This is a genomic window from Pseudomonas sp. UTLPPB19802, from assembly GCF_059730225.1.
This window is the reverse complement of the sequence record NZ_AP048545.1, coordinates 2,191,379-2,215,240: the sequence shown is the minus strand read 5'-3', so window position 1 is coordinate 2,215,240 and position 23,862 is coordinate 2,191,379. Positions and strand designations below refer to the sequence as shown.

Sequence of the window (23,862 nt, the reverse complement as noted above, 5' to 3'; positions counted from 1 at the left end):
TTCCAAGGATAAAAATCCAGGCAACAAAAAAGCAGCCCGTAGGCTGCTTTTTTCTGCATCGGAAGCTGGACTCAGGCCAGTTTTTCCTTGATGCGAGCTGCTTTACCCGACAGGTCGCGCAGGTAGTACAGCTTGGCTTTACGTACGTCACCGCGACGCTTGACAGCCATGCTGTCGATTTGCGGGCTGTAGGTCTGGAAAGTACGCTCTACGCCAACACCGTTGGAGATTTTACGTACGGTGAACGCGCTGTTCACACCGCGGTTACGCTTGGCAATTACCACGCCTTCGAATGCCTGCAGACGCGAACGGTCGCCTTCCTTCACTTTCACCTGAACGACAACGGTGTCGCCCGGGGCAAAGGTAGGGATCTCTTTGGCCATCTGCTCGGCTTCGAGTTGCAGAATGATTTTGTTGGTCATGCTGTGCTCCTAAGGTAAATCGTCGGATCTACCATCGATACGTTGTTAACTATCGTCCCGCTCGCGGATATATTCCTCGAGCAGCTTCTTCTCTTCTCCAGAAAGCGAGCGGCTTTCCAGAAGATCGGCGCGTCGTTCCGAGGTCCTGCCAAGGGACTGCTTCAGACGCCAACGCCGGATGTGTGCGTGGTTGCCACTTAGCAACACGTCGGGAACACGCTGATCCGCATACACCTCCGGACGGGTGTAGTGCGGGCAATCCAGCAGACCATCCGTGAAGGAATCCTCCTCCGCGGAATCCGCATGCCCTAAAGCTCCGGGCAGCAGTCGTGTAACCGCATCTATCAGGACCATCGCCGGCAGCTCGCCACCGGAGAGAACATAGTCCCCAATCGACCACTCTTCATCGACATGAGCGTCTATAAAGCGCTCGTCAATGCCTTCATAACGACCAGCAATGAGGATCAAGGCATCCTCTTTCGCCAGGTCGCGAACCGCCAACTGATTCAGTTGCCGACCCTGGGGCGACAGGTAGATCACCTTCGCCGCCTCCCCCGCTGCTGCCTTGGCCTGAACCAGGGCGTCCTCGAGGGGCTTGATCTTCATCACCATGCCCGGACCACCGCCAAATGGGCGATCATCCACAGTGTGATGTCGATCCGTCGTGTAGTCCCGCGGATTCCAACAGGTCAGTTGCAACAACCCCTGTTTCACCGCACGACTGGTGATGCCGTAGTCGCTGATGGCGGAAAACATTTCGGGAAACAGACTGATCACTTCTACGCGCAGGCTAGCCATTGCTTAGAAGTCCGCATCCCAATCCACCTTCATCTCGCCAGCGGCAAGGTCGACGGCCAACACGCATTGCCCGGTATAAGGCAACAGGCGTTCGCGATCATCCAGGCTGCCCGGACAAGGCTTGACCACCATGACATCATTCGAGCCGGTTTCGAGCAGGTGATCGATCTTCCCGAACAATTGCCCGAGGGTGTCGATGACCTTGAGACCTTCCAGCTGGTACCAGTAGTACTCGCCGTCAGTCAGCTCAGGGAACAGGCTGCTTGGCACGCAGATCTCATAACCGGCGAGAAGACGGGCTTCTTCGCGATCATCGAGACCCTTGAGCTTCGCGACCAGGAATTTGTCATTCCCACGTCCGCTGACCAGCTCAACCTGTTTCACACTCCCTTCGCGCCGCAGCGTCCAGGTCTTGTAGTCCAACAGGTTCTTGATCGGATCAGTAAAGGAATACACCTTTACTTCGCCGCGAACGCCATGAACAGAATAGATCTTGCCGATAACGATCAGATCATCGGTAGAAGCAGGCGTCGCGTTCATATTGCTCAGGCCGCAGCCTTAGCGTTTTCCTTCAGCAACTGAGCAACGCGCTCAGAAGGTTGTGCACCAACGCTCAACCAGTAGTTGACGCGCTCTTGGTTCACGGACAGACGAACTTCCTGACCACGAGCAACCGGGTTGAAGAAACCCACTTGTTCTTTGTGCGAACCGTCACGAGCGTTGCGGCTGTCGGTTACGGTCAGGTGGTAAAACGGGCGCTTTTTGGAGCCGCCAAGGGCAAGACGGATTGTTAGCATGTGAACATCGTTCCTGTAGTCGGTGCTGCAAATCTAAATGCACAGCGGGCATGGGTGCCCGAAAGGCCGCATATTCTAAGGAATATCCGGACTTTTGCCAATGCCTTTTTCCGGCGCTCGACGCCGTGCAATGAAGATCTGCCGTGGAGCCGTTGTCATAAACGGCGGGTCAGCCCCGCATAATGCGGTTTTGCTGGAGTTCCCCGCTTCCCTGCGGGGCAACGCCGACACGACGGCCGGCGCAGATTCCTTACATTTTCGGCATGCCGCCACCAGGCATCATGCCGCCAAGACCGCGCATCATCTTGGCCATGCCGCCCTTGGCGGTGAATTTCTTCATCATCTTCTGCATCTGCTTGTGCTGCTTGATCAAGCGACCGATGTCCTGCACCTGAGTGCCGGAGCCCAGGGCGATCCGGCGCTTGCGCGAACCGCTGATCAGCTCAGGGTCGCGGCGCTCGGCCGGGGTCATCGAGTTGATGATGGCTTCCATCTGCTTGAATTGCTTTTCCGCCGCGTTCTGGGCGTTGCCCATCTGCGACAGGTTGACGCCGCCGATGCTCGGCAGCTTGTCCATCAGGCCGCCAAGGCCGCCCATGTTCTTCATCTGTTGCAACTGATCACGGAAGTCTTCGAGATCGAAGCCCTTGCCCTTCTTCAGTTTCTTGGCCAGCTTGTCGGCCTTTTCCTTGTCGAGGGTCTGTTCGGCCTGCTCGATCAGGCTGAGCACGTCGCCCATGCCGAGGATTCGCGAGGCGATCCGGTCCGGGTGGAAGGGGTCGAGCGCTTCGCTCTTTTCACCCATACCAATGAACTTGATCGGCTTGCCGGTAATGGCGCGGACCGACAGCGCGGCACCGCCACGGGCGTCACCGTCGACCTTGGTCAGGACCACGCCGGTCAGCGGCAACGCGTCGCCGAAGGCCTTGGCGGTGTTGGCCGCATCCTGGCCGGTCATGGCATCGACGACGAACAGCGTTTCCACCGGTTTGACCGCCGCGTGCAACTGCTGGATCTCGACCATCATCTCGGCGTCGACATGCAGGCGACCGGCGGTATCGACGATCACCACGTCGATGAACTTCAACCGAGCTTCCTTGATAGCCGCTTCGGCAATGGCCACTGGCTTCTGGCTGATGTCGGACGGGAAGAAGGTCACGCCGATGTCGCTGGCCAGGGTTTCCAACTGCTTGATCGCGGCCGGACGGTAGACGTCCGCCGACACCACCATCACGCTCTTTTTCTTGCGTTCCTTCAGGAAGCGCGCCAGTTTGCCAGCGGTCGTGGTCTTGCCCGCACCCTGCAGGCCGGCCATCAGGATGACCGCAGGCGGCACCGCGCTGAGGTTCAGGTCCTCGTTGGCGGCGCCCATCAGGCTTTCGAGTTCGGCCTGGACGATCTTCACGAATGCCTGGCCCGGCGTCAGGCTGCGCGAGACTTCGGTACCGACGGCGCGCTCCTTGACCGAGTTGACGAAGTCCTTCACCACCGGCAGGGCGACGTCGGCCTCGAGCAACGCCATGCGCACTTCACGCAGGGTGTCTTTGATATTGTCCTCGGTCAGTTTGGCCTTGCCGGTGACATGGCGCAGCGTCTGCGAGAGACGGTCGGTCAGGTTTTCAAACATGCGCGATCCTTTGAAGCCACTGGGGTAATGGGCCGCCGGCGAACGGAAAATCGCACCTGGCAAGCCTGCAGCGTGGGCAGATCGCGAATTATAGCGAGACTGCGTGCGCGGCACTAGCGCCACGGTCTTTCGTGGACTGGCGGATGTATGCCAAACTCAGCGCCTTTCAGGCTTGCTCCACAGGACTTATGTTTCCTCTGTCACCCAGCTTTCTGACCAGCATCGCCGCAGCCTGCCTTTACGCCGCAGCGGCCCTCTATCAAGGTGCGCGCCTGCGCCAACGCGCCAAGGCCGACAAACGCCTGCTGGTCGGGCTCGGCACTTTCGCCGTGCTGGCCCATGCCATCGCCCTGTGCACCCACCTGGCGACCCCGGTCGGCCTGGGCCTGGACTTCTTCAATGCCGCCAGCCTGATCGCCGTTGCGGTGATTGCGCTGACCCTGATGGCCTGCCTGCAGATCCCCGTGGAAAACCTGCTGCTGCTCCTGTTCCCCCTGGGCCTGCTGACGGTCCTGCTGGCACAGTTCGCGCCGACGGGCACGGTACAGATCATCGACGAGGAGCCGGGCATCCTCGCGCACATCCTGTTGTCGATCCTCGCCTACGGCATGTTCACCATTGCAGTGTTCCAGTCCCTGCTGTTGCTGCTGCAGGACCACCAGCTCAAGAACAAGCATCCGTCAGGCCTGATTCGCAACTTCCCGCCGCTACAGACCATGGAAAGCCTGCTTTTCGGTTTCCTCTGGGCCGGCTGGACACTGTTGTCGCTGTCGCTGATTTCCGGCTGGCTGTTCGTCGAAAACCTGTTTGCCCAACACCTGGTCCACAAAACCCTGCTGGCCTGCCTGGCCTGGGTAGTGTTCAGCGTGCTGCTGTGGGGACGCAACCGCCTCGGCTGGCGCGGACACAAGGCGATCCGCTGGACCCTGGCCGGCTTCTGCCTGCTGATGCTGGCCTACTTTGGCAGCAAGCTGGTCCGCGAATACATCCTGCACATCTGACGGGCCGAGAACATGGATAACCTGCCCGCCGGGCCGATGCTCGCCGTATTGGCCCTGCTGATCCTCTGGTCGGCACTGTTCACCGCCATTGAGGTCGCCCAGCAACTGCTCATGGCCCAACGCCCGGCCACCCGTTCCGGGGACAAGCCGGCCGCACGCCTGAGCTTCCCGCGGGAAAGCCTGATTTTCTGCAACACCCTGTGCCGCATCGTCGTGGTGATCATCGCCACCCTACTCTCGCTGCTGCTCTGGGGCAGCCATGGCGCCTGGCTGGCCTGCCTGGGCAGCGCCGTCACCCTGCTGGTCCTGGCCGACTACCTGCCACGCCTGCTCGCCGCGCGCTATCCCGAAGCCATGCTCGCCGTCGGCAATGCCCTGCTCGGCGTTCCGCTGAAGATCATCTACCCCGCGGCCTGGCTGCTGAACGGCACCGCCCGCCTGCTGTTGCGCCCGTTCATCAGCAAGGCCGGCGCGGTAAAGCAGAGCGACGAGGACATGCCACCAGTCGACCTGGAAGAGCCTGGCAAGGAACACGCAAGTCGACCACAACTGCTATCCGGGATTCACGCGCTGGACAACATCACCGTCAACGACATCCTGGTGCCACGCAGTGAAGTCGACGGGATCAACCTTGACGACCCGATCGAGGAAATCATCGAGCAGTTGCGCAACAACAAGCGTACGCGCCTGCCGGTGTTCCACAGCGATATCAATCAGGTCGAGGCGGTGCTCAACACTCGCCAGGTCCGTCACTTGTTGGCCGACGCCAGCCTGACCGTACCGGCCCTGTTGAGTGCTTGCCACGAGCCCTATTTCGTACCGGAAAGCACCCCACTGCAATTGCAGTTGCTCAATTTCCACAAGCAACAGCGGCGCCTGGGTATGGTGGTGGACGAATACGGTGAAGTGCTGGGCATCGTCACACTTGAGGACATTCTCGAAGAGATCGTCGGCGAATTCGAAAACGAGCACAGCCTCGACAATCCGCACATTCATCCCCAGGCCGATGGCCGACTGGTGATCGAGGGCGCGGCATCGATCCGCGAACTCAACAAGAGCCTGGGCTGGCACCTGCCCTGCGACGGCCCGAAGACCCTCAACGGCCTGGTGACCGAAGCCCTGGAAACCATCCCGGAAAGCGCGGTGTGCCTGAAGATCGGGCGCTATCGCCTGGAAATCCTCGAGACCGAGGACAACCGGGTCAGCCGAGTACTGGCCTGGCACACCAGCGCCACTCCCGCAGCGACCACCACCCCTCTCTAAAAGAAGCGCCGAGCCTGCTGCCCCAAGGGCAGCACAAGGCAATGATCGGCGCTCTTGTTCGATTCATGGCCAGCTTCCTATAATCGAACCGGCTTACCCAGCCCCACCGGATCGCCTGCCCACCCGCAACCCGCCCTCCGGCCCCGCATATGTTGCAACTCCCCCGCGCCGAACAGAACCCCCGTCCGGCCCGGGAAAAACCCTTATCCCTGGGTGTTCATTTCTAATAATTCGTACGAGCAAGACTTTCAGGGAATCGCGCAATGACCTCCAGCACCACCCTTGATGACGCCGGATCGACAACACCACTGAACTCCACGGCCCGGGTAGCGACCGCCAGCTTCATAGGTACCGCCATCGAGTTCTATGACTTCTACGTCTACGCCACCGCCGCCGCGCTGGTAATTGGCCCGGTGTTCTTCCCCCAGACCGATGGCACCGCCCAGATGCTGTCGGCGTTCCTGACCTTCGGCATCGCCTTTCTCGCCCGCCCGCTGGGCTCGATCCTGTTCGGCCACTTCGGTGACCGGATCGGCCGAAAATCGACCCTGGTTGCCTCGCTGCTGCTGATGGGCGTATGCACTACGCTGATCGGCGTCCTGCCCGGTTATTCCAGCATTGGTGCCTGGGCACCGCTGTTGCTGTGCGTGCTGCGCTTCGGCCAGGGTCTCGGGCTCGGCGGCGAATGGGGTGGTGCCGCGCTGCTGGCGACCGAGAATGCCCCCGAAGGCAAGCGTGCCTGGTTCGGCATGTTTCCGCAGTTGGGGCCTTCGATCGGTTTCCTGGCCGCCAATGGCCTGTTCCTGATCCTCGCCATGAGCCTCAGCGACGAGCAGTTCCGCTCGTGGGGCTGGCGGATTCCGTTCCTGCTCAGCGCCGTGCTGGTGATCGTCGGCCTCTACGTGCGCCTCAAGCTCGAGGAAACGCCAATCTTCACCAACGCCGTGGCCCGTCACGAGCGGGTGAAAATGCCCCTTATCGAGCTGTTCAGCCGTTACTGGGTGCCGGTGCTGCTGGGCTCGGTGGCGATGGTGGTGTGTTATGCGCTGTTCTATATCTCCGCGGTGTTCTCCCTGAGCTATGGAGTCGCCAACCTGGGCTACAGCCGCGAAACCTTCCTCGGCCTGCTGTGCTTCGCCGTGTTGTTCATGGCTGCGGCCACTCCATTGGCGGCCTGGGCCAGCGACCGTTTCGGGCGCAAGCCGGTGCTGATCGTTGGCGCAGTGCTGGCGCTGCTTTCCGGCTTCACCATGGAGCCGCTGCTGGGCCATGGCTCGACCTGGGGCGTGGCGCTGTTCCTGAGCCTTGAGCTGTTCCTGATGGGCGTGACGTTCGCGCCAATGGGCGCGTTGCTGCCAGAGCTGTTTCCGACCCATGTGCGTTATACCGGCGCCTCGGCGGCCTATAACCTGGGCGGCATCGTCGGGGCCTCGGCGGCGCCGTTCTTTGCCCAGAAACTGGTAACGATGGGTGGTTTGAGCTGGGTAGGCGGGTATGTGTCGGCAGCAGCGGTGTTGAGCCTGATTGCCGTACTGTGCCTGAAGGAGACGCGCTACAGCGATATGGACAAGGTCAGTTGATAACCGTGGGGAGGGCCGCCTCTGGCGGTTCGCCAGCAAGCCGGCTCCCACAGTGACCGAATTGTATTCGGACTTTTGTGGGAGCCGGCTTGTCGGGGCGCCGCATCGCCGCGAATAAGGCGACGCGGTTTTAGAGCTCTACGACGACCGCCTGGGCCGCACGGGTCGCCTTGGCCCGCGCCGCCTCGATCGACTCGTCACGCGCCAGGGCCACGCCCATGCGGCGCTGACCGTTGACTTCCGGCTTGCCAAACAGACGCAGCGCGGTATCCGGCTCGCTCAGGGCAGCACCGAGATTGGCGAAAGCGGTCTGGGTCGACTGCCCTTCCACCAGGATTACTGCCGAGGCCGACGGACCGAACTGACGGATCAGCGGGATCGGCAGGCCGAGAATCGCCCGCGCATGCAGGGCGAACTGCGACAGGTCCTGGGAAATCATGGTGACCATGCCGGTGTCGTGAGGACGCGGCGAAACCTCGCTGAACCAGACCTGGTCGCCCTTGATGAACAGCTCGACGCCGAACATGCCGCGCCCGCCCAGGGCTTCGGTGACCGCCTTGGCGACCCGCTCCGATTCAGCCAGGGCCAGCGGGCTCATGGCCTGCGGCTGCCAGGACTCCTGGTAGTCGCCCTTCTCCTGACGGTGACCGACCGGCGCGCAGAACGTGGTGCCACCGACATGACGCACGGTCAGCAGGGTGATTTCGTAGTCGAAGTCGATGAAGCCCTCGACGATCACCCGGCCCTTGCCGGCGCGTCCGCCTTCCTGGGCGTAGTCCCAGGCCTTCTGTACGTCATCAGCGCTGCGCAGCAGGCTCTGGCCCTTGCCCGACGAACTCATCACCGGCTTGACCACACAGGGGAAGCCGAGGTCCTGCACCGCCTTGCTGTAGTCTTCGAAGGTGTCGGCAAAGTGGTACGGCGAGGTCGGCAGCTTCAGCTCTTCGGCGGCCAGGCGACGAATGCCTTCGCGGTTCATGGTCAACTGCGCGGCACGAGCGGTCGGCACCACGGTGAAACCTTCAGTTTCCAGCTCCACCAGGGTGGCGGTGGCAATGGCTTCGATTTCCGGCACGATGAAGTGCGGCTTCTCCGCCTCGATCACGGCGCGCAGCGCCGCACCGTCGAGCATGTTGATCACGTGGCTGCGATGGGCGACCTGCATCGCCGGCGCATTCTCGTAGCGGTCGACGGCAATCACTTCGGCGCCCAGGCGTTGCAGCTCGATCACCACTTCCTTGCCCAGCTCACCACAGCCACAGAGCAATACTCGGGTCGCGGTTGGCGACAGTGGAGTTCCGATACGGGTCATTTCAGGTCCTCAAGGAAGCAGATCATCGAAGGCACCCGCTCACCGGGCACCTGCTGGGAAGAAAGGCGGGCATTTTACATGAACTGCGGCGGTTCGCCTGTATGGCCTGCGCCCACTGGGGTTATCCGTTCTGATGAACGGCGTTGCGCTGGCGCCAGGCCATGGCCAGCCAGACCACGGTGACCCCGGCGAACTTGGAACCCAGCGCCGTCAGGATCACACCGGGGGTCAGCGCGCCAATAAGGCCAAAGAAGATGAAAGTGTCCAGCGGGATACTCAGGGCCGAGCTGATCCACAGGCGGTCATGCAACGGCCGCCGGGTGACGGTGAACACCAGCCAGTCGATGCATTCGGACACGGCAAAGGCCGTGGCGCTGGCCAGGGCGATGGCCGGATCGGAAGTGACGTAGGACAGCAGCAGCGCGGCCAGCATGGCAACGATGGCGCCATGGCCGAAACGGGTTTGCACCATGTCCCGCAGCACGAACACCAAGCCACCCCAGGCCGACCAGATGATGTCCAGGTGCGGCGCGCTGGAAAACGCGAAGTTGATCAGCACGACGCTGGCGATGTAGGCGATGAGAAAGAGCATGGGCGGTGGAGCTACCTGTCGATATAGCCGCACAGATTACTGTAGAGGGCGAAATCGGGCCACCGATTCTGTAGGAGCGGGCTTGCCCGCGAAGGGGCCCGTCAGGACACCGCCGGGCTGGCCAACGTCCACACCAGCCCAGCCGCCTGGGCCCGCTCGTGGCAGCGCACGAGCACTTCGCGCCGCTCGGCGTTGTCCATCCGCCCCCAGCGGGTGATTTCCCCCGCCGTGCGCTGGCAGCCGGTGCAGATGTCCTGCTCGTCCAGCGCGCAAATGCTCACGCAGGGCGAGGCCACCGGGCGTTCCGCAGTGCTCATGCCTCGTCTTCCTGCAGGTCGCGGGCGTACCGTTGCGCGTTGTGCACATAATGCGCCGCGCTGGCTTCGAGCATCTTTTTCTGCTGCTCGGTCAGTTCACGCACCACCTTGCCTGGCGAACCCATCACCAGCGAGCCGTCGGGAATTTCCTTGTTTTCGCCGATCAGCGAATTGGCGCCGATGATGCAGTTCTTGCCGATCTTCGCGCCATTGAGAATCACCGCGTTGATACCGATCAGGCTGTAGTCGCCGACGGTGCAGCCGTGCAGCATGGCGTTATGACCGATGGTCACGCCGGTGCCGATGGTCAGCGGGTACCCTATGTCGGTGTGCATCACCGTACCGTCCTGCACGTTGCTGTTGCGGCCGATCAGGATCAGCTCGTTGTCACCGCGCAGCACGGCGTTGAACCAGACGTTGGCGCCCTCCTCCAGCTTGACCTTGCCAACCAGTACGGCGTTGGGGGCCACCCAGCTCTGCGGGTGGGTTTCGACGCGAAAGTCGCCCAGGCGGTATTTCATGCGGTAATCCTCACGGCTCAGTATGCAGCGCCATACTGACGATGGCTTGGCTTCAGATATTGATGAACCGCTCCGGCGGTTTGTGCAGGCTGATCTTGGCGTCGTACAACAGATTGATCAACTCGACGATCATGATTGCCGTCAGCCCCCAGATCTTGAACTCGCCATAACGGTAGCTGGGTACGTACCAACTGCGCCCCTGGTAGTCGATGCGGTGCGTGTGCTCACGCGGGTCCTGGCGGAAGAACTCCAGCGGGACATTGAATACCGCGGCGATTTCGGCGTCGTTGGCGCGGTAGTCGACAAAATCCGGGACCACTCCGACATAGGGCGTCACCTTGATGCCATGCAGGGAGATCAACGGACTGAGCGGACCGATTATCTCCACCAATCCGGGCGCCAGGCCGATTTCTTCCTCGGCTTCGCGCAGCGCGGTGAAGGCCAGGTCCGGGTCTTCCGGATCACGCCGCCCGCCAGGAAATGCCACCTCGCCACCATGCGTCGAAAGGCCACTGGCGCGCAAAGTCAACACCAGTTCCGGCTCCTCATGGCGCGTGATCGGCACCAATACCGCCGCCTCCGGAAAACGTCGGTCAGTCTCCAAAGGGCGCGGGGTATGCTCTCTTACACGTCGAAGTAGCTCATCCTGCATGGCTGATCTCGATGTCTGACTTACCCTGCATCATGCACCAAACCGTCGGAGCGCCCAACCCCTCAGCGGTCTCGTGAACACACAACTTGCCGACAGCCGACCCGGCACGCGAAGATAGGAGGCCACCCAGAGAATACAGCATGAAGTTCTGCAGCCAGTGCGGTAAACCGGTCAGTCAACGTATCCCCGAGGGCGACACGCGCCCACGCTTTGTCTGTGACCACTGCCAGACCATTCATTACCAGAACCCCAATATCGTCGCCGGCTGCCTGCCGGTCTGGGGCAGCCAGATCTTGCTGTGCCGCCGCGCCATAGAGCCGCGACTGGGCTACTGGACCCTGCCCGCAGGCTTCATGGAGAACGGCGAAACCGTCGAGCAGGCCGCACGTCGGGAAACCCTCGAGGAAGCCTGCGCACGGGTCGATAACCTGAGTATCTACACCCTGATCGATGTGCCGCACATCAACCAGGTGCATGTATTCTATCGCGCTGATCTGGCCGACCTGGAGTTCGCTGCCGGCCCCGAGAGCCTGGAGGTGCGTCTATTCGAAGAGCATGAGATCCCTTGGTCCGAGCTGGCTTTCAGGACGGTCGGGCGTACCTTAGAATGCTTCTTCGCCGACCGCCCTACCCAGGAATTCCCGGTACGCAGCGAAGCCGTGCCGCCGATGATGCCGAAGACGGCCGCCCCACAATAAGCCGCTCCGCCACCTTTCCAGGGATACCGTTTCAATGCGTTGGTTGTTAGCCGTCCTCTGCCTGTCGTTTGCCACGCTGTCCCAGGCCACCGCCGCCGACCCACTGCAGGGCCGGGTCATCGAAAAAGTCCTGGTTCTCAAGTCGCTCCACCAGTTGCAACTGATCAACGACGGCAAGCCGTTGAAGACCTACCGGATTTCCCTGGGCCGCAATCCCAGGGGGCCCAAGCTGATCGAGGGCGACCGGCGCACGCCGGAAGGTTTCTACTGGATCGATTGGCGCAAGACCAGCGAGAAATTCAACCTGTCGATGCACATCTCCTACCCGAATATCAGCGATGCCGCCCGCGCCCGCCGCGAAGGGGTCAACCCCGGCAGCATGATCATGATCCACGGCACTCCGGACTCCGAAGACTACCCGGAACAATGGCTGCACACCCTGGACTGGACTGACGGCTGCATCGGCATGCGGAATGTCGACATGCGTGAAGTGTGGAGCCTGGTCAAGGACGGCACCCTGGTAGAGATCCGCCCCTGAGCCCTGCGGTGAAACCACCCTGATACCAGCAACATCCCGAAAAGCCCGGAATGCCACGCATACCGGGCTTTTTTGTTAAATTCGAGCAGACCACTGGCATTGACATGGTATTCAAGTGGTATTAACTTAATGCCACTACCGAGCGCCAGAACTCCAATAACCGCATCGGAAAACCTGCATGGACAAGATACTCGCCCTACGCCCCGACGAATCCCAGGCGACACCGCTGTACCTGCAACTGGCGCGCAACCTCGAAGCCGCCATTCATGCCGGCCAGTGGAAAGCCGAACAGGCGCTGCCCTCGGAACGCAACCTCAGCGAGCTGCTGGGCATTTCCCGGGTGACTTCGCGCAAGGCCCTGGAAGTCCTGCTCGACCAGGGCCTGATCCGCCGTAACCAGGGTTCCGGCACCTTCATCACACCACGCCTGGAACAACCGCTGTCACGCCTTTCCAGCTTCAGTGAAATGCTTCGTTCCAAGGGTTTCGTCCCCACCTCCCACTGGCTTGAGCGCCATATCACCCTGCCCAGCCATGAGGAACTGATCCGCCTGGCCCTGTCCCCCAGCGCCGAAGTCGCACGCCTCAAGCGCCTGCGCAAGGCCGACGACACGGTGATGGCAATCGAGATGAGTACCTTGCCAGCCTTGCTGCTGCCCGAGCCGGAGAAGATCGGCGACTCGCTCTACGAATACCTGGACGGTATCGGCCGCCCTGTGGTGCGTGCACTGCAACATGTCCGCGCGATCAACGCCTCGGCGGAGTTCGCCGCGCTGGTCGGCATCGAGCCCGGCACCGCGATGCTGCTGATGACCCGCGTCGGCTATCTCGAAGACAACACCCCCATCGAGCTGACCGACACCTATTGCCGCAACGACTACTACGACTTCGTCGCCGAGTTGCGACGCTGATCCGCCCAGGAACGCCACCATGCCCGAAGACAATATCCTGACGCCCCAAGGCTGGATTCGCGGCCAGCTGATACACCAGCACGGCCGGGTGCTGCGCATCGAAGGCGAACGCTGCGACCCGACAACCAACGACCTGCCCTACCTGCTGCCGGGTTTCATCGACCTGCATGTCCACGGCGGCGGCGGCAAGGACATCATGCAGGGCGGCGATGCCTTCACCACCATCGCCCGCACTCACCTGCGCTTTGGCACGACCGCGCTACTGGCGACGACCATGACGGCACCACCCGATGAAATCGGTGCGATCCTCGCCCAGCTCGGCCCCTACTGCGAGCAACGCCAACCTGGCACGGCACGCATCCTTGGCGTGCACCTCGAAGGCCCGTTCATCAACCCTGGCAAGCTGGGCGCCCAACCGAATTTCGCGCACACGGCGATTGCCGCGCAAGTCGATGATTACCTGCGCCTCGCACCTATTCGGGTAATCACCATCGCCCCGGAAATCGCCGGCCACGCACAACTGATCAGCAACCTCAGCCGCCGCGGCATCCGTATGCAGATCGGCCACACTCTGGGCAGCTACGAAGAAGGTGTCGCCGCTCTGGCCGCCGGCGCCAGCAGCTTCACCCACCTGTACAACGCCATGAGCCCGCTGCACCACCGCGAACCGGGTATCGTCGGTGCCGCGCTGGCCCACGCCCGCTATGCCGAACTGATACCCGATCTGCTGCACGTGCATCCGGGGGCAATGCGCGTGGCCCTGCGCTCGATCCCCTGCCTCTATTGCGTGACCGACTCGACCGCCGCCGCCGGCATGCCCGATGGCGAGTACAGCCTCGGCAGCCACACCGTGACCAAGTGCCTGGGCGGCGTGAGATTGGCCGACGGCACCCTGGCCGGCAGCACCCTGACCATGGACCAGGCCCTGCGCAACCTGGTGAAGATCGGCCTGAGCGTGGCCGAAGCCTCGCAACGGATCTCGCAGTTCCCTGCCGACTACCTCGGCCTCGACGAACGCGGCCGCCTGCAGGCCGGAAGCTGGGCCGACTGCGTACGCCTGGATCGCTCACTGACACTGACCTCGGTAATGGTCGAAGGAGAAGCCATTGACTTGCAGGATGCTTGAAGAGGCGCTGTCCTCCCACGAGGCGGTCAGCCGCCAGTTACAAGAGCTCGATGATCGCCTGATCGCGATCGGTGCGCGCTTGCGCCAGCAGCCACCGCAGGTGGCAATGACCGTCGCCCGCGGCAGTTCCGACCATGCCGCGAGCTATTTCGCCTACCTGACCATGCAGCAGACCGGCGTGCCGGTGGCCTCGCTGCCGATGTCGGTGGTGACGCTGCGGCACTCGCCACTGCAGGTCGCCAACCAGGCGGTGTTCGCCTTTTCCCAATCCGGGCAAAGCCCCGACCTGGTCGACAGCCTGCACCTGCTGCGCGAACGCGGGGCCCTGAGCGTGGCCATGGTCAACGCCCCCGACTCGCCGCTGCAGGCCGCCTGCGAATACACCGTGCCGCTGCTGGCCGGACCCGAGCAGAGTGTCGCGGCGACCAAGAGCTTCATCGCCACCCTCAGCGCCAGCGCCCGGCTACTGGCCCATTGGCAATACGACGCGGCGCTGCTCGACGCCGGCCGGGGCTTGCCCGACAGCCTGCAGCAGGCCGCCGCCCAGGACTGGAGCCCGGCCCTGGAGGCATTGCGCGGCAGCGAACGACTGATGGTGATCGGCCGCGGCGCCGGTTTCGCCATTGCCCAGGAAGCAGCGCTGAAATTCAAGGAAACCTCGGCGATCCAGGCGGAAGCCTTCAGCAGCGCGGAGGTCCGCCATGGTCCGATGGCCCTGATCGACGCGGGCTATCCACTGCTGGTCTTCGCCCCGCGCGGCGCGGAACAGGCCGGGCTGCTCAAGCTTGCTGCCGAGATGCGCCAGCGTGGCGCCCGGGTACTGCTCGCCGCGCCCATCGATGTGGCCGAGCGCGACCTTGACCTGACCTGCGCCCGGCACCCGGCCCTCGACCCGATCCTGGCGATCCAGAGTTTCTACGTGATGGCCGCGCAATTGGCCATGGCTCGCGGCATGAACCCCGATCAACCGCGTTACCTGAGCAAAGTCACCCGTACCCACTGACGAGTACCGTGCCATGCATAACAACAATAACGAGCTCACCCTCGGCGCTCCGCTGAGCGGTCCCGTACTGCCACTCATCGCTATCGATGATGCCGTGTTCGCCAGCGGTGCCTTGGGCGAAGGCATTGCCATCGACCCTCTCAACGACAGCCTCCATGCACCCTGTGCCGGAGTGATCGTGCACGTCGCACGCACCCTGCATGCGCTGACCCTGCGCGCCGACAACGGCGCCGAACTGCTGCTGCACCTGGGGCTGGATACGGTCTCGCTGCAAGGCAAGGGCTTTGTCCTGCTGGTCGAGGAAGGTGCCCGGGTCGAAGCGGGCCAGGCCCTGCTGCGATTCGACCTGGACCAGGTCGCCCGCGACAGCAAGAGCCTGGTCAGCCCCCTGGTACTGACCAATGGCGAGCATTATGAGCTCCGGGCCCGATCGCTCACCTCGGTGAAGATCGGCGATCCACTGCTGCAGATCGTCCCGCGCCGGCCAACAGGACCATCGACCGCCGCACACGATACTGCCGAAGTGCGAGGCGCCGCCCAGGTTGCCCATCGTGGCGGCCTCCACGCGCGCCCCGCCGCCCTGTTGCGCCAGACCGTCCTGGGGTTCGCCTGCAACGCCCGACTGCACGTAGGCGAACGCAGCGCGTCACTCGATAGCCTGATCGCCATCATGGGTCTGGACGTCGCCGAGCAGGCCCGGGTGGAAATCAGCTGTCGCGGTGCGGATCGCGAGGTGGCCTTGCAAGCCCTGCTACGAGTGCTGCAAACGCCGCTGGCCGAAGACCAGCATCACGCTGCCCCAGCATCACCGGCCATCGCCGGGCGCCCCGTCGAGGCCGGAGTGTTGCACGGCGTATGCGCGTCTCCCGGACTGGCCAGCGGTCCGCTGGTGCAACTGCAGGGCATCCAGTTGCCTGTCGACAATCGCCAGCACATTGCCGAGGAACAACGGCAAGCCCTGAACCAGGCATTGGAAAAGGTTCGTGCCGAAATCCACGACACCCTGAAGCACGCCGCCCCTGAAGAACAGGCGATCTTCAATGCCCACCTGGCGCTGCTCGAAGACCCGGCATTGCTCGATGTCGCCCGGCAGGCGATCACCGACGGCAGCGCAGCCACCCATGCCTGGAGCCAGGCCATCGAGAGCCAGTGCCAGGTGTTGCTGAACCTCGGCAACCCACTGCTGGCCGAGCGGACCAACGACCTGCGAGACCTGCGCCAACGGGTGCTGCGCGCCCTGCTCGGCGACACCTGGCACTGCGAACTGCCGGCAGGCGCGATCGTTTGCGCCCAGGAACTGACCCCTTCCGAACTGCTGCTGATCAGCCAGCAGAACGTCGCCGGATTGTGCATGGCCGAAGGCGGGGCAACTTCCCATGTCGCCATCCTCGCCCGTGCCAAGGGCCTGCCCTGCCTGGTCGCCCTCGGCACGCCACTGCTGGAGATCACCACCGGCCAGCAAGTGGTGGTCGATGCCGACCACGGGCGCCTCGAACTGATACCGGACAAGGCCAGGCTTGAAGGCGTCGCCATCGCCCGTTGGCAGCAGCAACTGCGCCGGCAGCGCGAGCAGGAACGCTGCCAGTCGCCGGCCCGCACCCGCGACGGTCTGTCCGTCGAGGTCGCCGCCAATGTCGCATCGGCTGATGAAGCCCAACTGGCCTATCTGGGCGGCGCCGACAGCGTCGGCCTGCTGCGTAGCGAATTCCTCTTCGTCGATCGCCAGACCGCGCCCGACGAAGCGGAACAGCTCTGCGCCTACCAGGCGGTGGTCGATGCCATGGGCGACAAGCCGGTGATCATCCGCACCATCGATGTCGGCGGCGACAAGCAACTCGACTACCTGCCGCTGCCCATCGAAGCCAATCCGGTGCTTGGCCTGCGCGGCATCCGCCTGGCCCTGGCCCGTCCGGAACTGCTGGAGCAGCAACTGCGGGCGCTACTGCATGTCCGGCCCCTGGAGCGTTGTCGGATTCTGCTGCCCATGGTCAGCGAGGTCGATGAACTACTGCAGATTCGCCGCTGCCTCGAGCGCCTGACCGATGCACTGGGACTCCCCCAACGCCCTCAACTGGGCGTCATGATCGAGGTCCCTTCCGCCGCCCTGCTGGCCGAACAGTTGGCTGAGCATGCCGACTTTCTCTCCATCGGCACCAACGACCTGTCGCAATACACCCTGGCCATGGACCGTGACCACGCCGGCCTGGCCGCGCGGGTCGACGCCCTGCACCCGGCGGTGCTGCAACTGATCGCCAGCACCTGCGAAGGGGCCGCACGACACCAGCGTTGGGTCGGCGTCTGTGGCGCCCTCGCCTCGGACCCGCTGGCCACACCGGTGCTGGTCGGCCTGGGCGTCGCCGAACTGTCGGTGAGCCTGCCGCAGATCGGCGAGATCAAGGAGCGGGTGCGCAGTCTCGATGCCGCCGAGTGCCGACGCATCAGCCAGTCGCTGCTCCATCTCGGCAGCGCCGCGAGCGTGCGCGAAGCCTGCCGCCGACACTGGCCGCTGGGCTGACTACAACAATAAGGAGGGACCTGCCATGTACCAGCTGTTTATCGAAGGCCTGCAACGCCTCGGCCGGGCACTGATGCTGCCCATCGCCATCCTGCCAATCGCCGGCTTGCTGCTGCGCCTGGGTGATGCCGATCTGCTGAATATCGCGATCATCCACGATGCTGGCAACGCCATCTTTGCCAACCTGGCGCTGATCTTCGCCATCGGCATCGCGGTCGGCTTCGCCCGCGACAACAACGGCACCGCCGGGCTGGCCGGGGTGATCGGCTACCTGGTGTTGATTGCGACGCTCAAGGTCATCGACGCCGACATCAACATGGGCATGCTCGCGGGAATCATCAGCGGCCTGCTGGGCGGGGCCCTGTACAACCGTTTCAAGGACATCAAGCTGCCCGAATACCTGGCCTTCTTCGGTGGCCGGCGGTTCGTGCCGATCATCACCGGTTTCTCCGCCGTTGGCCTGGGACTGGTATTCGGCCTGGTCTGGCCGCCGATCCAGCACGGCATCAACAACCTCGGGCTGATGCTGGTCGAAAGCGGCAGCATCGGCGCGTTCATCTTCGGCGTGTTCAACCGCCTGCTGATCGTCACCGGCCTGCATCACATCCTCAACAACATGATGTGGTTCGTCTTCGGTAGCTTCACCGACCCGGACACCGGCCGGGTGGTCACCGGCGACCTGGCACGCTACTTCGCCGGCGATCCCAAGGCCGGCCAGTTCATGACCGGCATGTTCCCGGTGATGGTCTTCGGCCTGCCCGCCGCCTGCCTGGCGATGTACCGCAATGCCCTGCCCGAACGCCGCAAGCTGATGGGCGGGATCCTGTTGTCGATGGCGCTGACCTCGTTTCTGACCGGCGTGACCGAACCCATCGAGTTCGCCTTCATGTTCCTCGCGCCACTGCTCTTCGTGGTCCATGCACTGCTGACCGGGCTGTCGATGGCGGTCACCGACCTGCTGAACATCCACCTCGGTTTCACCTTCTCCGGCGGTGCCATCGACATGGCCCTGGGCTGGGGCAAATCCACCAATGGCTGGCTGGTGCTGCCGATGGGGCTGGCCTATGCGGTGATCTACTACATGGTCTTCGACCTCTGCATCCGCCGCTTCGACCTCAAGACACCCGGACGCGAAACCATCGCCAGCCCGGTGGCCGTCCAGGTACTGGACAACCATCAACGAGCGACGGCCTATATTCACGCCCTGGGCGGCGCCGACAATCTACTGTCAGTCGGAGCCTGCACCACCCGACTACGGCTGGAACTGCGGGAACGGAACAAGGCGGTGGACAGCGAACTGAAGGCGCTGGGCGCCATGGCCGTGGTCCGCCCTGGCCAGGGTGGCAGCTTGCAGGTGGTCGTCGGGCCGCTGGCCGACGCTATTGCCGACGAGATCCGCCTGGCGCTGCCGAACACCCTTGCGACCACCCCGACAGCCATTCCACATGCCGCCGTCGAGACGAGCGCAATAAACCCCGGCCAATTGCAACAATGGCTGGAAGCGCTGGGAGGCAGGAGCAATGTGCTGTCATTGGACTGTGTAGCCCAGACGCGGTTGAGGGTAACGCTGGAGGATGTAGAGAAGCTGTCCGAAGCTCAGTTGGACACCCTGGGTTGCCAGGGGGTCAGCCAACTGACAGGCGGTGCCTGGCATCTGCTGGTGGGAGCACGCGCCGCGGGCATCGGCGAGGCGCTTCAGGCAATACTCAAAAGTCAGCCAGACGCCAGACCTCATAGGCCGGCGTTTCGTAGGGATGGCTCTGCTTGAGGGCCAGCACTACAGACGAAATCAGTGAATCGTCGACAACCAGCTCGACCTTCCACTCCTCCACCCGCTCGACCAGGCCGGTCTGTCCGAGAAACGGCTGACTGCCGTCCAACGGGCGAAACTGGCCATGGCCCAGCACCTGCCATGCGCAGTGGTCATAGCTGCCGATCCGACCGCCACCGGCGGCGAATACGGCACTCTTGACCTGCTCCACATGGCTGGGAGGAACAAAGAAGGCGAGCTTGTACATCGCCGGCTTAGTTCACCCAGACGCGCGCGTTGCGGAACATGCGCATCCACGGTGCATCTTCGCTCCAGTCGTCCGAGCGCCAGGAGTTCTGCACGGCACGGAATACCCGCTCCGGGTGCGGCATCATGATCATGACGCGCCCGTCGCGGCTGGTCAGGCCGGTGATCCCGCGTGGCGAACCGTTCGGGTTGGCCGGATAGGTCTCGGTGACCTTGCCGTGGTTGTCGACATAACGCATGGCCACGCAACCCGACAGGTCGGCTTGCAGCAGCGCTTCCTCGCTTTCGAACTCGGCATAACCTTCGCCGTGGGCGATCGCGATCGGCATCCGCGAACCGGCCATGCCCTGCAGGAAGATCGAGTTCGACTCCTGGATCTGCACCATTGCCACCCGCGCCTCGAACTGCTCGGAACGGTTGCGCACGAAGTGCGGCCAGGATTCGCTGCCCGGAATCAGCTCGTGCAGGTTGGACATCATCTGGCAACCGTTGCACACACCGAGGGCGAAGCTGTCGTTACGCTCGAAGAAGCCTTGGAATGCATCGCGGGCACGACTGTTGAACAGGGCCGACTTGGCCCAGCCTTCGCCGGCTCCCAGGACGTCACCGTAGGAGAAGCCGCCACAGGCAACCAGGCCCTTGAACTCGTTCAGGTCAACGCGACCGGCGAGGATATCGCTCATGTGCACGTCGATGGCACTGAAGCCGGCGCGGTCGAACGCCGCCGCCATTTCCACCTGGCCGTTGACACCCTGCTCGCGCAGCACCGCCACCTGTGGGCGAATGCCCTTCTTGATGTACGGCGCGGCCACGTCCTGGTTGACGTCGAAGCTGGTGTTGTAGCCCAGGCCCGGGTTGCCTTCGTCGAGCAGGACATCGAATTCCTGGTCGGCACAGTTGGCATTGTCGCGCAGGCGCTGGATGCGGTAGCTGGTTTCAGCCCACTGGCGCTGCAACAGGCGACGCTCGCCGGTGAATACGGTTTCGCCGTTGAAGCTGATGCTGATTTCGCCGTTGTTCAACGGCTGGCCGATCACCGAGACACACTCGCCCAAGCCAGCGGCGCTGAACTGTGCCAGTACTTCGGCAGTGGCGTCCTGGCGAACCTGGATCACCGCACCCAGCTCTTCGTTGAAGAGGATGGCCGAGATGTCCGCGGCAGTTTCCGCCACGCCATCGAGGTTCAGGTTCAGGCCACAGTGACCGGCGAAGGCCATCTCCACGGCGCTGACCAGCAAACCGCCATCGGAACGGTCGTGGTAGGCCAGCAGGTGACCGTCGGCGTTGAGGCCCTGGATCACTGCGAAGAAGGCCTTCAGGTCCTCGGCGTCATCGACGTCCGGTGCCTGCTTGCCGAGCTTGCCGTGCACCTGGGCAAGAATCGAGGCGCCCATGCGGTTCTGGCCACGGCCCAGATCGATCAGGATCAGGTCGGTGATGCCCTTGTCCATGCGCAGCTCTGGGGTCAGGGTCTTGCGGATGTCGGTGACGGGGGCGAAGCCGGTCACGATCAGCGACAGCGGCGAGGTCACGCTCTTGTCGACACCTTCATCCTTCCAGCGGGTGGCCATGGACATGGAGTCCTTGCCCACCGGAATGGTGATACCCAGCTCAGGGCACAGTTCCATGCCGACCGCTTTCACGGTGTCGTACAGGCGGGCGTCTTCGCCCGGATGGCCGGCGGCGGACATCCAGTTGGCCGACAGCTTGATGTCGGAAATCTTGCCGATCCGCGAGGCGGCCAGGTTGGTCAGGGTCTCGCCGATCGCCATGCGGCCGGACGCCGGGGCATCGAGCAGGGCCAACGGAGTGCGCTCGCCCATGGCCATGGCTTCACCGGTGTAGACGTCGAAGCTGGTGGCGGTAACGGCCACGTCGGCTACCGGAACCTGCCATGGACCGACCATCTGGTCGCGGGCGACCAGGCCGGTGATGGAACGGTCGCCGATGGTGATCAGGAAGCTTTTGCTGGCAACGGCCGGGTGATGCAGGACGCGCTCGATGCTGTCGGTGAGTGCCAGGCTGCTTGGATCGAAATCGTCGCCCAGTTCCTCTTCACGCTTGACCGAACGGTGCATGCGCGGCGGCTTGCCCAGCAATACTTCAAGGGGCATGTCGACCGGACTGTTGCCGAAATGACTGTCGGTAACGGTCAGTTGCGGCTCGGCAGTGGCCTCGCCAACCACGGCGAACGGGCAACGCTCGCGTTCGCAGATCGCCTTGAAACGCTCGAAGTCGGCCGCGTCGACCGCCAGTACGTAGCGCTCCTGGGATTCGTTGCTCCAGATTTCGTGCGGGGCCATGCCCGGCTCGTCGTTGGGCACGTTGCGCAGTTCGAAACGGCCACCGCGGTCGCCGTCGTTGACCAGTTCCGGGAAGGCGTTGGACAGGCCGCCAGCACCCACGTCGTGGATGAAGCTGATCGGGTTCTTGTCACCCAGTTGCCAGCAGCGGTCGATCACTTCCTGGCAGCGACGCTCCATCTCCGGGTTTTCGCGCTGTACCGAAGCGAAGTCCAGGTCAGCCGAGCTGGTGCCGGTCGCCATCGACGAGGCCGCACCGCCACCCAGGCCGATCAGCATCGCCGGGCCACCAAGCACGATCAGCTTGGAACCTACGGTGATTTCGCCTTTCTGCACGTGTTCGGCACGGATGTTACCCATGCCGCCGGCGAGCATGATCGGCTTGTGGTAGCCGCGCACTTCTTCGCCGTGCGGAGTCTTGATGGACTGCTCAAAGGTCCGGAAATAGCCGGTCAGGGCCGGACGACCGAATTCGTTGTTGAACGCGGCGCCACCCAGCGGGCCTTCGATCATGATGTCCAGGGCGTTGACGATGCGCTCGGGCTTGCCGTATGGCACTTCCCAAGGCTGCTCGAAACCGGGGATCTGCAGGTTGGAAACGGTGAAGCCGGTGAGACCGGCCTTGGGCTTGGCACCACGACCGGTTGCGCCCTCGTCGCGGATCTCGCCACCGGAACCGGTGGAGGCGCCAGGGAACGGCGCGATCGCGGTCGGGTGGTTGTGGGTCTCGACCTTCATCAGGATGTGCACCGGCTCCTGCACCGCACCGTACTGGCGGGTTTCAGGGTCCGGGAAGAAACGGCCGGCAACGTTGCCGACGATCACCGAGGCGTTGTCCTTGTAGGCCGACAGGACGCCTTCGCTGTGCATCTGGTAGGTGTTCTTGATCATGCCGAACAGGCTTTTTTCCTGGCTCTCGCCGTCGATATCCCAACTGGCGTTGAAGATCTTGTGACGGCAGTGCTCGGAGTTGGCCTGGGCGAACATCATCAGTTCGATGTCATGCGGGTTGCGTGCAAGACCGGTGAAGGCGCTCACCAGGTAATCGATTTCGTCTTCGGCCAAGGCCAGGCCCAGCTCGACGTTGGCTTTTTCCAGGGCGGCGCGACCACCACCGAGGATATCGACCGCAGTCAGCGGCTTCGGCTCGGCGTGGCTGAACAGGCCGGCGGCCTGCTCCAGGCTGCCCAGGACAATCTGGGTCATGCGGTCATGCAGGACGGCGCTGACCAGCTCGGCTTCGGCCTCGCTGAACTGGCCAGTCACATAGAATGCGATACCGCGCTCCAGACGCTGGATTTTCCCCAGGCCGCAATTGCGTGCGATGTCGCTGGCCTTGCTCGACCAGGGCGAAATGGTGCCGAAACGCGGCAGCACCAGGAACAGACGGCCGGTAGGCTCCTGAACCGGCACGCTCGGGCCGTATTTCAGAAGACGGGCCAGCACTTGCTGTTCGTCGCCGGTCAGGTCGCCGGTCACTTCGGCGAAGTGGGCGAACTCGGCATACAGGCCACTGACAGCCGGGACTTTCTGGCTCAGTTGGTCGAGAAGTTTGCCGTGGCGAAAGGCGGAAAGGGCAGGAGCACCGCGCAGGATCAACATCTTCGGGACAGCCTCGGGAAGGGGGTGTGCTTTGAGGCCGTGCATTCTAGCCTAAACCGCCCGCGACGGCACCCGAAACGGCATCCTCGACCCTACCCGGATATCGGTCGGGACCCGGCTGCTTATTATTAATAGGCATCAAAGGCATTCAGGAAGGTTATTTTTGCTCTGTTGCCTGCTGGCGAAGCCCTATTCCCGCGGCCTGCAGCCCTTCCGGCAACTCACTAGCAGACCGGCAACCATCTGTCGAGATATGGCGGCCGGGGTC

General features: G+C 63.1%; 22 protein-coding genes. 10 read left to right on the top strand and 12 right to left on the bottom strand.

Annotated elements, in window-relative coordinates:
* Positions 1–71 precede the first annotated feature (71 nt).
* From rplS to ffh, 5 genes are all read right to left on the bottom strand, one after another.
* A complete protein-coding gene (gene rplS, locus AC6I6U_RS10065; protein ID WP_497881797.1) occupies positions 72–422 on the bottom strand; it encodes a 50S ribosomal protein L19 in 351 nt (116 codons plus the stop codon).
* A gap of 45 nt (positions 423–467) precedes the next feature.
* Positions 468–1,220 carry a tRNA (guanosine(37)-N1)-methyltransferase TrmD gene (gene trmD, locus AC6I6U_RS10060; RefSeq protein ID WP_121137017.1) on the bottom strand — a complete coding sequence of 251 codons (753 nt, stop codon included), beginning with the start codon at positions 1,218–1,220 and terminating at the stop codon, positions 468–470.
* Positions 1,221–1,223: 3 nt separating this feature from the next.
* Entirely contained in the window at positions 1,224–1,760 is a 537-nt protein-coding gene (gene rimM / locus AC6I6U_RS10055; RefSeq protein ID WP_497881796.1) for a ribosome maturation factor RimM, read from the bottom strand.
* 5 nt (positions 1,761–1,765) lie between these two features.
* Positions 1,766–2,017: a 30S ribosomal protein S16 gene (gene rpsP / locus AC6I6U_RS10050; protein ID WP_497881795.1), complete on the bottom strand. Its 252-nt coding sequence runs from the start codon at positions 2,015–2,017 to the stop codon at positions 1,766–1,768.
* Positions 2,018–2,267: 250 nt separating this feature from the next.
* Complete coding sequence (ffh, locus tag AC6I6U_RS10045) at positions 2,268–3,644, bottom strand: signal recognition particle protein (protein WP_497881794.1); 1,377 nt, start codon at positions 3,642–3,644, stop codon at positions 2,268–2,270.
* A gap of 188 nt (positions 3,645–3,832) precedes the next feature.
* Between ffh and AC6I6U_RS10040 the strand changes: the two genes are divergently transcribed.
* The 3 genes from AC6I6U_RS10040 to AC6I6U_RS10030 all read left to right on the top strand — a co-directional run bounded on the left by AC6I6U_RS10040 (position 3,833) and on the right by AC6I6U_RS10030 (position 7,488).
* Complete coding sequence (locus tag AC6I6U_RS10040) at positions 3,833–4,645, top strand: cytochrome C assembly family protein (RefSeq protein WP_497881793.1); 813 nt, start codon at positions 3,833–3,835, stop codon at positions 4,643–4,645.
* A 12-nt stretch (positions 4,646–4,657) separates the two neighbouring features.
* Positions 4,658–5,908: an HlyC/CorC family transporter gene (locus AC6I6U_RS10035; RefSeq protein ID WP_497881792.1), complete on the top strand. Its 1,251-nt coding sequence runs from the start codon at positions 4,658–4,660 to the stop codon at positions 5,906–5,908.
* 263 nt (positions 5,909–6,171) lie between these two features.
* The gene (locus tag AC6I6U_RS10030; protein WP_497881791.1) at positions 6,172–7,488 is read left to right on the top strand and encodes an MFS transporter; all 1,317 of its coding nucleotides are present in this window, start codon (positions 6,172–6,174) and stop codon (positions 7,486–7,488) included.
* A 130-nt stretch (positions 7,489–7,618) separates the two neighbouring features.
* On the opposite strand, the gene purT is transcribed toward AC6I6U_RS10030, so the two are convergent.
* The 5 genes from purT to AC6I6U_RS10005 all read right to left on the bottom strand — a co-directional run bounded on the left by purT (position 7,619) and on the right by AC6I6U_RS10005 (position 10,882).
* Entirely contained in the window at positions 7,619–8,800 is a 1,182-nt protein-coding gene (gene purT / locus AC6I6U_RS10025) for a formate-dependent phosphoribosylglycinamide formyltransferase (protein ID WP_497881790.1), read from the bottom strand.
* Between the two features lie 121 nt (positions 8,801–8,921).
* The gene (locus tag AC6I6U_RS10020; protein WP_497881789.1) at positions 8,922–9,392 is read right to left on the bottom strand and encodes a preQ0 transporter; all 471 of its coding nucleotides are present in this window, start codon (positions 9,390–9,392) and stop codon (positions 8,922–8,924) included.
* Between the two features lie 101 nt (positions 9,393–9,493).
* Complete coding sequence (locus AC6I6U_RS10015) at positions 9,494–9,709, bottom strand: DUF1289 domain-containing protein (RefSeq protein ID WP_497881788.1); 216 nt, start codon at positions 9,707–9,709, stop codon at positions 9,494–9,496.
* Positions 9,706–10,230, bottom strand: coding sequence for a gamma carbonic anhydrase family protein (locus tag AC6I6U_RS10010; protein ID WP_497881787.1), 525 nt, complete (start codon positions 10,228–10,230; stop codon positions 9,706–9,708). Before AC6I6U_RS10010 ends, AC6I6U_RS10015 begins: the two co-directional genes overlap by 4 nt.
* Positions 10,231–10,282: 52 nt before the next feature.
* On the bottom strand, positions 10,283–10,882 hold the full coding sequence (locus AC6I6U_RS10005) for a CoA pyrophosphatase (protein WP_010444041.1): 600 nt from the start codon (positions 10,880–10,882) through the stop codon (positions 10,283–10,285).
* Between the two features lie 140 nt (positions 10,883–11,022).
* Between AC6I6U_RS10005 and AC6I6U_RS10000 the strand changes: the two genes are divergently transcribed.
* The 7 genes from AC6I6U_RS10000 to nagE all read left to right on the top strand — a co-directional run bounded on the left by AC6I6U_RS10000 (position 11,023) and on the right by nagE (position 19,440).
* A complete protein-coding gene (locus tag AC6I6U_RS10000) occupies positions 11,023–11,580 on the top strand; it encodes an NUDIX hydrolase (protein ID WP_497881786.1) in 558 nt (185 codons plus the stop codon).
* Between the two features lie 34 nt (positions 11,581–11,614).
* Positions 11,615–12,118, top strand: coding sequence for a L,D-transpeptidase family protein (locus AC6I6U_RS09995; RefSeq protein ID WP_497881785.1), 504 nt, complete (start codon positions 11,615–11,617; stop codon positions 12,116–12,118).
* Between the two features lie 178 nt (positions 12,119–12,296).
* Positions 12,297–13,028: a GntR family transcriptional regulator gene (locus AC6I6U_RS09990; protein ID WP_497881784.1), complete on the top strand. Its 732-nt coding sequence runs from the start codon at positions 12,297–12,299 to the stop codon at positions 13,026–13,028.
* Between the two features lie 19 nt (positions 13,029–13,047).
* Positions 13,048–14,154 (top strand): N-acetylglucosamine-6-phosphate deacetylase, encoded by a 1,107-nt coding sequence (gene nagA / locus AC6I6U_RS09985; protein ID WP_497881783.1) that lies wholly within the window; start codon positions 13,048–13,050, stop codon positions 14,152–14,154.
* A complete protein-coding gene (locus tag AC6I6U_RS09980; RefSeq protein ID WP_497881782.1) occupies positions 14,135–15,157 on the top strand; it encodes an SIS domain-containing protein in 1,023 nt (340 codons plus the stop codon). The genes nagA and AC6I6U_RS09980 overlap by 20 nt, the downstream gene beginning before the upstream one ends.
* A 13-nt stretch (positions 15,158–15,170) precedes the next feature.
* A complete protein-coding gene (ptsP, locus tag AC6I6U_RS09975; RefSeq protein WP_497881781.1) occupies positions 15,171–17,672 on the top strand; it encodes a phosphoenolpyruvate--protein phosphotransferase in 2,502 nt (833 codons plus the stop codon).
* Positions 17,673–17,697: 25 nt separating this feature from the next.
* On the top strand, positions 17,698–19,440 hold the full coding sequence (gene nagE, locus AC6I6U_RS09970) for an N-acetylglucosamine-specific PTS transporter subunit IIBC (protein WP_497881780.1): 1,743 nt from the start codon (positions 17,698–17,700) through the stop codon (positions 19,438–19,440).
* On the opposite strand, the gene AC6I6U_RS09965 is transcribed toward nagE, so the two are convergent.
* A complete protein-coding gene (locus AC6I6U_RS09965) occupies positions 19,379–19,690 on the bottom strand; it encodes an NGG1p interacting factor NIF3 (protein ID WP_497881779.1) in 312 nt (103 codons plus the stop codon). The genes nagE and AC6I6U_RS09965 overlap by 62 nt on opposite strands.
* A 7-nt stretch (positions 19,691–19,697) precedes the next feature.
* Positions 19,698–23,594: a phosphoribosylformylglycinamidine synthase gene (purL, locus tag AC6I6U_RS09960; RefSeq protein WP_497881778.1), complete on the bottom strand. Its 3,897-nt coding sequence runs from the start codon at positions 23,592–23,594 to the stop codon at positions 19,698–19,700.
* Between the last annotated feature and the right edge of the window lie 268 nt (positions 23,595–23,862).